Origin of the sequence: Jannaschia seosinensis (genome assembly GCF_001408515.1) — a bacterium.
Lineage (GTDB): Bacteria > Pseudomonadota > Alphaproteobacteria > Rhodobacterales > Rhodobacteraceae > Jannaschia > Jannaschia seosinensis.
In genome coordinates, this window is record NZ_CYPR01000126.1 from 1 (window position 1) to 11136 (window position 11136).

10 protein-coding genes and 1 pseudogene are annotated in these 11136 nt (G+C 64.7%); 4 read left to right on the top strand and 7 right to left on the bottom strand.

The window, feature by feature from the left end:
- Positions 1 to 697: transposase (locus JSE7799_RS09980; protein WP_055663483.1), on the top strand; the 697-nt coding region annotated here is incomplete at its 5' end.
- A 5-nt stretch (positions 698 to 702) separates the two neighbouring features.
- Here JSE7799_RS09980 and JSE7799_RS19765 read toward each other — a convergent pair.
- The 5 genes and pseudogenes from JSE7799_RS19765 to JSE7799_RS10000 form a co-directional block, all read right to left on the bottom strand.
- A pseudogene (locus JSE7799_RS19765) lies at positions 703 to 1083 on the bottom strand (SDR family NAD(P)-dependent oxidoreductase); the annotation flags it as partial.
- Positions 1084 to 1171: 88 nt separating this feature from the next.
- Complete coding sequence (locus JSE7799_RS09985; RefSeq protein ID WP_055663484.1) at positions 1172 to 3214, bottom strand: alpha-galactosidase; 2043 nt, start codon at positions 3212 to 3214, stop codon at positions 1172 to 1174.
- A complete protein-coding gene (locus JSE7799_RS09990) occupies positions 3211 to 4056 on the bottom strand; it encodes a carbohydrate ABC transporter permease (protein WP_055663485.1) in 846 nt (281 codons plus the stop codon). Before JSE7799_RS09990 ends, JSE7799_RS09985 begins: the two co-directional genes overlap by 4 nt.
- Positions 4057 to 4127: 71 nt before the next feature.
- Positions 4128 to 5066, bottom strand: a complete 939-nt coding sequence (locus JSE7799_RS09995; protein WP_055663486.1) for a carbohydrate ABC transporter permease — start codon at positions 5064 to 5066, stop codon at positions 4128 to 4130.
- 109 nt (positions 5067 to 5175) lie between these two features.
- The gene (locus tag JSE7799_RS10000) at positions 5176 to 6429 is read right to left on the bottom strand and encodes an ABC transporter substrate-binding protein (protein WP_055663487.1); all 1254 of its coding nucleotides are present in this window, start codon (positions 6427 to 6429) and stop codon (positions 5176 to 5178) included.
- A gap of 126 nt (positions 6430 to 6555) precedes the next feature.
- Between JSE7799_RS10000 and JSE7799_RS10005 the strand changes: the two genes are divergently transcribed.
- A complete protein-coding gene (locus JSE7799_RS10005) occupies positions 6556 to 7350 on the top strand; it encodes an IclR family transcriptional regulator (protein WP_245624853.1) in 795 nt (264 codons plus the stop codon).
- Positions 7351 to 8406, top strand: a complete 1056-nt coding sequence (locus JSE7799_RS10010) for an ABC transporter ATP-binding protein (RefSeq protein WP_055663488.1) — start codon at positions 7351 to 7353, stop codon at positions 8404 to 8406.
- 224 nt (positions 8407 to 8630) lie between these two features.
- On the opposite strand, the gene JSE7799_RS10015 is transcribed toward JSE7799_RS10010, so the two are convergent.
- Positions 8631 to 9974 carry an IS1380 family transposase gene (locus tag JSE7799_RS10015; RefSeq protein WP_055663489.1) on the bottom strand — a complete coding sequence of 448 codons (1344 nt, stop codon included), beginning with the start codon at positions 9972 to 9974 and terminating at the stop codon, positions 8631 to 8633.
- 69 nt (positions 9975 to 10043) lie between these two features.
- Positions 10044 to 10277, bottom strand: a complete 234-nt coding sequence (locus JSE7799_RS10020) for a hypothetical protein (protein ID WP_055663490.1) — start codon at positions 10275 to 10277, stop codon at positions 10044 to 10046.
- Positions 10278 to 10853: 576 nt separating this feature from the next.
- On the opposite strand from JSE7799_RS10020, the gene JSE7799_RS10025 reads away from it, so the two are divergent.
- Positions 10854 to 11136, top strand: a 283-nt coding sequence (locus JSE7799_RS10025) for a transposase (RefSeq protein ID WP_222101738.1), incomplete at its 3' end; no start/stop codon positions are given.

The following is an 11136-nucleotide window of genomic DNA, read 5'->3' on the forward strand; positions in this document are numbered from 1 at the left end:
TTGGCATCTGTGTCTTGACCGCACCAACTGGAAGATCGGCAAGACCGACGTTAACGTCCTCGTGTTGGCCGTCATCACGGCCAGGTTCCGTGTCCCGTTGATGTGGACCATGCTCCCGCATTCCGGCAACAGCACGACCGCTCAGCGCATCGCGCTGATGAAGCGGTATCTCGCGTATTTCGACGCCTCAACCGTTCGGATGCTGCTGGCGGATCGCGAGTTCATCGGTCAGGAATGGTTCACTTTTCTCGTCGAGCAGGAGATCCCCTTCGCGATCCGCATGAAGGAGGGCCAGATAGTCCGTACCAACGGCCGCGAGCTTCTCGTGGTGGCTTCGCCCTATCCAGCCACTGGCGCGCACATCCTGCGGCAGTACAAGAAGCGCTGGCTCATCGAGTGCCTGTTCGCCGACAGCAAGACGCGGGGGCTGAACCTGGAGGACACCCGCCTGACGCTCGCGTCCAAGTTGTCTCTGCTCATCGCCATAACCGCTATTGCCATCGCCCTCATCTGCCGTGCTGCAGCCCAGCTCATGGGACACAAATACCCCGCCCGGAAGAAGCACGGATACTGCTCGAAATCCTGGTTCCGGACCGGCTTCGATGAGGTCCGACGATGGATGCGGTCCGGTCCCGAAACGCCTCTCGTCGCCCGAAATCTCGTCGTCCCGAGACGGCTGCGGGTGGGAGTCGTGTAGTCTGGTTGACAGGCGAAGAAGTGGCTCTTGAGGTTGATCGACTGGGACCAGTCGTAGAATTCCTCGTCCACGTCGAGCGTGTCGTGCCGCTGGTCGTTGGCGGCGTTGTTGACGAGGCGGGTGATCGGGCCGTGCGCCTCGGCGGCCGCGTCCATGGCGGCGCGCAGCCCGGCCGTGTCGGTCACGTCGCAGCGCACAAACAGCGGCGCGTTGCCCGCCGCCCCCAACCTCACGGGCACGAAGCGGCGGTAATCGGACCGCCCGACGAGGGCGACCTTCGCACCCTGCCGCAGGAACCCCGCGGTCAGCGCCGCGCCGATGCCGGAGCCGCCGCCGGTGATGAAGACCGACGCGCCTGCGAGATCGGGATATGTCGGCATCGTCATGAACGCACTCCTGCTCTTCTGGCCGCCCAAGCCCGGCGCGCCCCTCCGCCGCCGGCCAACCCCCGCGACACCCCGCCCCCGCGGCCCCTCAAAGTCGCCGCCCTTCCATCACATGCAGTCTCTGCGGGAACGTCCAAGGCAATTGCAACCCAATGTCCAAAAGCCAGGTGCCCGACACGTCGATCGACCCGGTCTTCAGCGCGGGCGCGCCACGCGACAGGGCGGGAAGGTCGTCGTTGTCCCGGCGCGTCACGCGGTAGGTCGCGTTGCGGTCGAGAGCGGTGAGGCGGAGGGGGCGGGGAACGATCTGCGCGGTCGCCGCCGTCAGCGCGGCGAAGACGACGAAGCGGTCGCCTTCGGGTGCGATCTGCTGCTCCGCCGTGATCGCGGCCTCGGTGTCGAGGCGGTGGATGTCGGCAAGCATCGTCCAGTCACGGTTGGCTTTCCACCATGCCGTCACCTCACGCAGCTTTGCGGCTTCGTCGTCGGTGAGTTCGCGCGGGTCCATCTCGAAGCCCATCTGGCGCTGTGCGGCGGCCCAGGCGCGCAGGGACATTGGCAAAATCCGTCCGCTCGTGTGGCAAAGGCGCGGCCCGACATGGGAGCCGGTGATCGCCGCCGGCAGGAACAAGGCCGCATCGTGCTGGATCCGCACGCGCTCCAGCGCATCGTTGCTGTCGGACAGCCACAGGCGTTGCGTCCGGGCGAGGATGCCGAAGTCGACACGCCCGCCGCCCGAGGCGCAGGTTTCGAATTCGACATGCGGATGCGCGGCGCGCAACCGGTCGAGAAGCGCATAGGTGCCCCGCGCCTGCCGTGCATCTGGAGCGGGTAGGACACGGTTGTGATCCCATTTGACGTAGTCGATCGCATCGGCCGACAGGACCGCGTCGATGGCGTCGAACAGATAATCGCGGACGTCCGGGTTCGCCATGTCGAGGACATGCTGTCCGCGCCCCTCGATCTGGTCGTCCGGCCCCAGCAGCCAGTCGGGATGTGCGCGGGCGAGATCGCTGTCGCGGTTGACCATCTCCGGCTCGAACCAGAGGCCGAAGGTCATGCCGAGGGACCGGACATGATCGATGAGCGGGGTCAGCCCGTCAGGCCATTTGCGCCGGTCCACCTGCCAGTCGCCGAGCGACGAGTTGTCGTCGTCTCGCCGCCCGAACCAACCATCGTCGAGAACGAACCGCTCGGCACCGAGATCGGCGGCCCGGCTGGCAATGTCTTGCAGGATTCTGAGGTCGTGGTCGAAATAGACCGCCTCCCAGCAATTGTAGTGCACGGGGCGCGGCATGGCCGGCCGCGCGATGCGGTCGCGGACATGGCGCTGGAACGCTATGGCGCAGCCGTTCAGGCCCGCACTGCTGTAGATGGCCATGACGGGCGCGGTCTCGAATCGGGTGCCCTCGGGCTCGGATCCGGCGGTGTGGCCCCACTGGATCTGGCGGCGGCCGTCGGGCAGCTCCTCCGCGATCATGCGGTGGCCGCCGGACCAGGCGTAGTGGAAGGCCCAAGCCTCGCCGCCGGTATTCGTCGTGCCCGGTGCGGTGAGGTAGAGCCCGGGAAAATGTACATGATCCGATCTGCCCGCTCGACTTTCCCGTAGACGGGCGCCGGGCATCCATGGCGTGCGGTTCAACTGGAACTCGCCGATCCAGCGTCCCGCGACTTCGATCAACGCGTCGGAATGAAGGGGTGCCGGCAGAACAGGAGCGGCGAGCCAGTATGGGCGGACCGGCGTTTCGGCCTCCAGCACCGACCACGCGATCAGGATCCCGTCCGCCAGCATGAACCGGAAGGTGAGCACGAGGCCGAGCGCCCCGTCGGCATAGCGCAAGGACAGCCCGTCGGACGCGTCCTCTCCCGCGAAGGCGAAGCGCGGGGCGAGGCCGGGGATCACGAGTCCCGGCTGACCCGGAAAGCTGCGCGAAGCTTCGGGGCAGAGCGACAGGGGCGGGTTGGCGTCGAGCATCCCGCCGGTCACGTCCCGCCGATGCGCGTGGTGGAGCGTTTCCGCATCCGTGTCGGGAAGCGTCGCCCCCCAATGCACGCATTCCGGCAGGCCGTCGCCTTCGGCGATCAGCAGCAGCGTCCGTGACCCGTCATCCAATCGCCAGTGCCGGATCATTTCACGGCACCAAGCGTCAGGCCGGCGATGAAGTGCCGCTGCATCAGAAAGAACATCGCCACAGGGGGCAGGGCGGCGACGATGCTGCCCGCGCTCATCAGGTGATAGGCCGCGCGGAACTGCGAGTTGAAGGACGTGATTCCCGCCGTCACCGGCTGCGTGTCCGGGCCCTGCGTCAGGACGATAGCCCAGAAGTAGTCGTTCCAGATGAACGTGAAGACCAGCACCGAAAGGGCTGCGATGGCCGGCTTCATGAGCGGCAGGACGACGTAGACGAAGATGCGCCATTCGGCGACGCCCTCGACCCGCGCCGCCTCGATCAGGGGAAAGGGAAGCTGCCGGATGAAGTTGCGCATGAAGAGCGTGCAGAAGCCCGTCTGGAACGCGATGTGAAAGAGGATCAGCCCGGCGCGCGTGTCATAGAGGTTCAGGTCGATCGTCAGGTCCCGCACGGGAACCATCAGGATCTGGAAGGGCACGAAGTTTCCGGCGATGAACATGAAGAAGATCAGGATGTTGCCGCGAAACCTGTAAATGCCGAGCGCGAAGCCCGTCATGCAGGACAGCGCAATGGTCCCGATCACCGTGGGAATGGTGATGAGAAACGAATTGAGCAGGTAACGCGGCATCTCGGAGGTGAAGACGAGCGTATAATTCGCAACCCCCTCGAAGGAGGACGGCCAGCCCCAGTAATTGCCGGTGGTAAAGTCGGCGTCGGGCCGGGCCGAGAATGCCATCACCGCCAGAAGCGGCAGGAGCCAGAGAAGCAGAGCCAGCGGGAGCATTGACTGATAGGCGATCTGCGCGGCGGGCGAACGCTTCTGGATCGGTGTGGGAAACATCTACGCCGCCTCCTGTCCGAAACGGGCGACGCGGGAGTGTCCGGCGCGGATTGGGTAGAGCGTCACTCGGATCATCCTCTCCCCCCGCGCTCCTCGCGCCATATCGACCACAGGAAGTAGGCGATGAAGCACAGCATGATGAGAAACAGGATGACCGCAATCGCCGCGCCGTAGCCCATGCGAAACCCGAACTCGGCCAAGGCCTTTTCGTACATGTAGAAGCTGAGCACCCGCGTCGATCCGAAGGGGCCGCCATTGGTCATGATCGAGATCAGGTCGAAGGACCTCAGTGCGCCGATGATCGTGACGACGAAGGCGATGAAGGTAGCGGGCCGAAGCTGTGGCACGATGACGTACCAGAGCATCTTCCAGCCCTTCGCCCCGTCGAGGCGGGCTGCCTCCACCTGCTCGGGATCCACAGCGTTGAGCCCGGTAAGGTAGAGGATCATGCAATACGCCGTCTGCGGCCACAGACCGGCCACGATGATCCCGTAGGTCGCGAGGTCCGGATCGCCCAGCACGTTGAGCGAGACGCCGAACCACCCGAGGATCAGGTTCAGAAGTCCCGCGTTCGGGAGGTAGAACCACGAGAAGACGAGGCCCACGACGACCTGGCTGATCACGAAAGGAAAGAAGAACAGCGACTTGTAGAGCCGTATGCCGGTAACGGTCTGATTGAGAAACAGCGCGATCCCGAGGCCCAGCGGAATGGCGAGCAGGTAGAGAACGAGCCAGCGGAGGTTGTTCCACAAGCTGATCTCAAAGGCCCGGTCGGTGGTCAATTCGCGGTAATTGGCAAGGCCGATATAGGTCGCTTCCCCAAGTCCGTCCCATCGGTAGAGGGAGATGCCGAAGCTCTGGAAGATCGGCAGGACGACATAGACCGTGAAGAACAGCACGCCCGGCGCGAGGAACAGCCACGGCGTCAAGGCGATCTCGTTGCGCCGGTACCAGCCGCGCCGCGCGAAGGCGGGCGGGTGACGGTCGGGAACGACGGGGGCAACGGCCATGGCGGGGCTCCTGTCCGGCGCAAACGGGTCGATCGGGGCTTTGATGGTGAGGCCCTGCGCGGCGGGCGCGCGGGGCCGGCTTTACGGCGGGTTGGCCCCGCCGCAGAGGTCAGTTTGCGTAAATCCGCTGCCGCGCCTGTTCGAGCCGTTGCAGGATGTCCTCGAGGTTGTCGGGGTAAACCATGAATTCCTGAAGACCCTCCATGCCCAATGCGGCCATTTCAGCGGGGAAGTCGCGGTCGAAGAATTGCGCGACGCCGCCGGGGGAGTTTTGGGACAGCATCGCAAAGCCCTGCTCGAGGAACTTGTCCTCATCGACTTCGGATTGCGCATTCACCGGAAGCTGCCCAAGGGCATCGCCTCTGTTGATGTCGGTCTGCACGTCGGCGGAGACGACGAATTTGAGGAACTCGCGCGCGGCTTCCTTGTTCTCGGCCCCTGCGGGGATGTGGAACGTGTCGGTCGGGGCGTCCTCGGCCATGGGAATATCTTCGCCGATGGCGGGGAACTGGTAGAAGTCGATCTGGTCGTCCGTCAGTCCCGCGTCCCGCATCGGCGCGACGGCGAAGTTGCCCATGAGGTAGGACGTCGCCTCGCCGTTGACCATGAACGGCAGCGCCTCCTGCCACGAATAGTTCTGGTGGTTGTCGATATAGGCGCCCATGTCGATCAGTTCGCGCCAGTTGGCGAAGGTCTGGCGGACGCGGTCGTCGGTCCAAGGGATTTCCCCGCGGGCCAGCGCCATGTGGAAGTCGAAGCCGTTGGTGCGCATGTTGAGGTAGTCGAACCAGCCGCCGGCGGTCCAGAGGAACTTGGTCCCGATCGTGTAGCACTTCCGCCCGGAATCGAGGATCACCTGGCAATTGGCGATCTCCTGCTCCCAGGTCTCCGGCTCCTCCAGGCCCAGTTCCTCGAAGATGTCCTGCCGGTAATACACGCCCCACTGGTAGTAGGTGTAGGGCACGCCATACTGCGCCCCGTCGATCGTCAGCGCGCCCTTGACGGAATCGAGCCCCTCGATCTCCTCCCAGACATCGGACACGTCCTCGAACAGCGCGGCGTTGACATAGGGCATCATGCGGTTGGCGGCGTACCAGTTCACGACGTCGGGCGGGTTCGCCGACAGCGTGTTGCGGATCTGCGTCTTCCAGGCCTCGCGGTCGATCACCTGCAGTTCCACATCGAGATCGGGGTGCATCTCCTCGAAGCGCTCGGCAAGATCCTCCATCACGGCGCGCGGCGCCGGGTTCGACATGTCGGAGACGATGCGCAACGTGCCGGTCAGGTCGGGACCGTGCGCCTCCGCCAGCGCAGCCCCGGACAGGATGGTGGTGGCGGCGAGCGCCGTCAGAATGGATCGCATGATACCCTCCCAGATGCGTCCTGTGCCGTGGTTCCATATTCCGGAACCACGTTTCTCATATTGAAAACTCTGCGGCGTCCCGGCTAGCCTGTCAAGAAGAGCCGGGTTTCACCCGCGGGGGGCGTCGTGAAGATCGAACAGGACACGAGTGGCGATGGGACGGTGGGCAAGGCGCTTGACGTGCTCGACCGTGTGGCGGCCTTCGGGCGGCCGGTTCGCTTCTCGCAACTCCTTGAGGATGCGCCGTTTCCGAAGGCGACGCTATACCGTCTGCTCCAGACTCTGACCAATCAGGGGATGCTGCGCTTCGACCCCGAAGCGGGCACTTATGCGCCCGGCATGCGCCTCGTCCGGATGGCGCATGCCGCCTGGGCCGCGTCCAGCCTCGCACCGGTCGCGCGGGTTCACCTCGATACGCTGAGCCGGGCGGTGGGCGAGACGGTGCATCTGGCGCAGCTCGATGGGGGTCAGGTTCTTTATCTCGACAAGCGGCACGCGACGCGTCCCGTGCCGATGTATTCCGAAGCGGGGAAGGTGGGGCCGGCGTATTGCACCGGCGTCGGCAAGGCGATGCTGGCCTACCTTCCGGAGGCGGAGTTGGCCGCCGCGCTCGGCCAGCAAAGCTGGCATCGCTTCACCCCCGCCACGATCACCGACCCGGACACGATGCGCGAAGAGTTGGCCGCAATCCGCGCGGCGGGCCACGCCTTCGACCGGGAGGAACACGAGCCGGGCATCTGCTGCGTCGCGATGCCGATTCTGACGGGGGGCGGGCGTGTTCTGGGGGCGGTGTCGGTCACGTCGTCATCCGCGGGCGAGCCGGCGGCTTTGACGCGCTATCTGCCGGATCTGGCGCGTGCGGTGGAACGGATCGCCGGAGAGATGCGCGACTGGCGCTTTCCGGACAGGGGGGAGAGCTAGATGTCTGGTGTCGTGCTGACGGATGTCGTCAAGAAATACGGGGAAACGCAGGTCATCCACGGGATCGACCTGACGGTGCGGGAGGGGGAGTTCTGCGTCTTCGTTGGCCCCTCGGGCTGCGGAAAGTCCACGCTTCTGCGGATGATCGCGGGGCTGGAAGAGACCACCTCCGGCCGCATCGAGATCGGCGCCCGCGACGTCACCCGCGCCGATCCGGCCGAGCGCGGGGTCGCGATGGTGTTCCAGAGCTATGCCCTCTATCCGCACATGAACGTGGCGGAAAACATGGGTTTCGGTCTGAAGATGACCGGCCATCCGAAGGCGGAGATCGCGGCCAAGGTCGCCGAGGCCAGCCGGATCCTGAAGCTCGACGGCTATCTCAAGCGCAAGCCCGGCGCCCTGTCCGGCGGACAGCGGCAGCGTGTCGCCATCGGCCGCGCCATCGTGCGGGGGCCGGAGGTTTTCCTTTTCGACGAGCCGCTCTCCAATCTCGACGCGGAGCTGCGCGTCGAGATGCGCGTCGAGATCGCGCGTCTGCACAAGGAGATCGGGGCGACCATGGTCTATGTCACCCACGATCAGGTCGAGGCGATGACGATGGCCGACAAGATCGTCGTGCTGCGCGACGGCCGGATCGAGCAGGTGGGCGCGCCGCTCGACCTCTACCGCGATCCCGACAGCCGTTTCGTGGCGGGGTTCATCGGCTCGCCCGCCATGAACTTCCTGCGCGGCACGGTCCGCGACGGTCGGGTCGAGGTGCCTGCAATGGGTGTCAGCTTCGCTCCGCCGGTGGCGCTGGATGCGGAGGGGCTGGAGGTCGAGCTGGGAATGCGACCGGAACACCTGTCGCTGAAGGACGGCGACGTCGCGGGGGTGGAACTGACCGAGGCTCTCGGCGGGGTCAGCTATGCCTACCTGTCCACCAGCACCGGAGAGCGGCTGATCGTGGAGGAGCGGGGCGATGAGCGATCATCGGAGGGTGACCGCGTCGCCGTCGAAATCCTGCCCGAGAAACTGTTCCTGTTCGACGCCGCGTCCGGCGTGCGGATACGCTAGGCGGCACGGGAGGGGCCGCGCCTTCGTCGGGTTGTTCTCCACAAAATTTCTCTGACTTAACCCGCATAATTCATAAAGCTGCGGACTTGTGCTCCGTGGGATGGTTTCCCCGGTCTCGGTTTTCTTGCGCGTACCCGGTGTTTGCGTCCGGTTGGCATGTTGGCCGGTGACTTGGGTTTTGGGCGATACGGGTTGATGTTTCGGGGTTTGTCGGGGCGCATGCGTCAGGCTGTTTTCGGTGGGGCGAGGGCGTCGAAGAGAAGGAGGAGAAGTCCCTTTTGGGGACACGATGCCGGCAGGGTCACGATGATCCGGGTCTTCTTTTCGACGATGGTGGCGGTCAGTTTGACGAGATGCAGCCGCAGCGTGTCGAACTGGGCGCGGCGCCATGGTGGACGTTTTGGGCAAGCCGCGCGAAGCTTCCACCAGACCCAGTAGGCGCAGCCGTGCAGCATCAGGCGCATCTGGTTGGCGTTCGCCTTCGAGCACGACGTCCGGTCTGATGCGAGATGGGCCTTCCACGCCTTGATGTGGTTCTCGGCCTGGCCGCGAGCGGAGTAGATCTTCTCGTAAAGATACTTGCCGCGACCGCCCTCGAGGTTGGTGACGACGTAGCGGGTGTCCTGCCCCATGGGGCCAACCTCGACGCGGGCGATGACGCGGCGGGGTTTCGACCACGAGCGGGCTGCGTAGGAGAAGGTTTTGAACCGGCGCAGCTTCTGACCCGGCGTCCGGACGTAGCGCGCCGCCGTCGACGCTTCCAGAGCCGAGATGTTCTGCGCCAGACGGCCGTTCTTTGACAAACCAAAGACATAGCGCAGCCCGAGCCCGTCACACAGGTCCAGAACCTGCGGGGTGCAGTAGTGGCTGTCGGCTCGCAGCAGGATTTCTGTCTCGGGCCAATGCCTGGCAATCTGCCGGATCAACCGGCGGATGTGGGCCGCGCTCTCGGCCCCATTGGGGCGGCGGGCCGGGCGCAGCAGTGTCCCGACGAGCCGGCCTTCGCCGTCGAAGACGACGATCGGCTGGAAGCCGAACTCGTCGTAGAACGCATTGAACAGGCGCAGCTGCTGGTGGCCATGCACCGCGTCAAAGGTATCATCGATATCGAGCACGATCCGGCTTGGGGGGCGCGCAAACGAGTGGCAGTAGAACCGGATCATCTCGCGGCCCATGCGGATAAGGGCGCGGGCATCGGGCAGGTTTTCCATGCGCGAGATCGTCGGCTGCGAACACAAGGCCGGCCCTGTTTCCGGCCCGCGCTCCAGCGCGATCCTGAAGCTGGGATCGTTCCGCAGGGCCGCCGCGTCGTTGCCGTCTTCGTATCCCGCCCCGATCATCATGATCCGGAACCGAATGATGTCGCTCAGGCTATGCTGAACTTTCGCCGGGTCACGCGGATCGTGCAGGCAATCTGCGAGCCGCTGCGCCAGACCCGCCCTGCGCTCGATCTCGCGCAGCAGGGTCAGGCCGGCGTCGGAGCTCATGTCGGCGCCGTCAAATCCAAGCAGGATCGGCTTGCCATTGAGGGGTGACAGGCGGGGCGTGAAGCACGTAGATTGAGCCATGGCGGAGGTCGTCCTCCTGAAAACTGCATGTTTGGCGTCAGCAACCAAAACATACGGCGTTTCAGTTTGTTACGCTACCTCCGCCGCCTTCTCGTGAATTATCCGGGTTAAGTGCACGAGCAGCTTCAGTATCTTGGAAATAAGGTCGAAACACCCGCCGCTCCGGCGTTCGAAAAGCGGCTGCACGAGCCAAAGCGCGAGAAAGCCCACGAGAAATTCGGTGGTGAGGCCAAGCTGGTTGAACGGTGCGGTCAGCGCGGCCCGGGCGACGGCATGCAGGAGGTTAGTCAGAAGCAGGTTCAAACCGGCACCCTTTTGCCAAGGACGGCAGGCAGATAGGGCGTCGGATCGTGCAGTTCCTCTGCTGCGGACGTGGGGACCTGCACGAAGGTTCGGGAAAGAGGCCGATCAGAATGGTCATGGCCGCGAGGCCCACAATCGGCAGGAGCACGACGACACGCTGCCCGAGCGGCAAGGATTACAGTGTCGGCACGATCCCGACGAAATGGAGCTTTCAGAAGGCCCGGCCCCAGATTTTTGTCATCGAGTTGATCGTTATCAGGCCCACGACGAGCGCGGTCGCGGCGACGATCCAGAGTTCGAGGTCGAGCGCGGCCATAACCAAAACGCATTCCGCCCAGAAGCCCGAAAACGAGCAAGCGAGGAGGGCGGAGCGAGAAACGGAAAGGCCAGGAGCGGTGCATCGCGATAGAGCCCACCGATACGGACGATCTCCGTCGCGCCCGGAGTCGGTACTGTACCCTCAGGTCTGGAAATTCGCTTGAGACGCGGGGCGTGAGCTCGTGCTGGGGCGCCTCCAGCACAAGCTGCCCATTCTGGTATTCCATGGCCTTGCAACACAACCATGGAGAAGAACGAATGGACAGGCGGAAGGATACGGCGCTTGAGGCGGTCTTGGAACAGTTGATCGAGCACGGGCCCGGCGAGATCGCATCGGTGTTCGCGCGGGCTTTCGAGCTGGCGATGCAGATCGAACGGGAGCGGTTTCTCGGCGCGAGCCATTATGAGCGCACGCCCGAGCGTCACGGCTATGCCAACGGCTACAAACCCAAGCGGATCGACACGCCTGCGGGCACGGTGAGCGTGCAGGTGCCCAAGACTGCCGGGCATGGGGAAGAGCCGTTCTATCCGCAATCCCTCG

What these genes read in the sequence shown, in the direction of transcription:
- JSE7799_RS09985 (WP_055663484.1), bottom strand. Translation starts at nt 3,214, where the DNA reads ATGATCCGGCACTGGCGATTGGATGACGGGTCACGGACGCTGCTGCTG.
- JSE7799_RS09990 (WP_055663485.1), bottom strand. Translation starts at nt 4,056, where the DNA reads ATGTTTCCCACACCGATCCAGAAGCGTTCGCCCGCCGCGCAGATCGCC.
- JSE7799_RS09995 (WP_055663486.1), bottom strand. Translation starts at nt 5,066, where the DNA reads ATGGCCGTTGCCCCCGTCGTTCCCGACCGTCACCCGCCCGCCTTCGCG.
- JSE7799_RS10000 (WP_055663487.1), bottom strand. Translation starts at nt 6,429, where the DNA reads ATGCGATCCATTCTGACGGCGCTCGCCGCCACCACCATCCTGTCCGGG.
- JSE7799_RS10010 (WP_055663488.1), top strand. Translation starts at nt 7,351, where the DNA reads ATGTCTGGTGTCGTGCTGACGGATGTCGTCAAGAAATACGGGGAAACG.
- JSE7799_RS10015 (WP_055663489.1), bottom strand. Translation starts at nt 9,974, where the DNA reads ATGGCTCAATCTACGTGCTTCACGCCCCGCCTGTCACCCCTCAATGGC.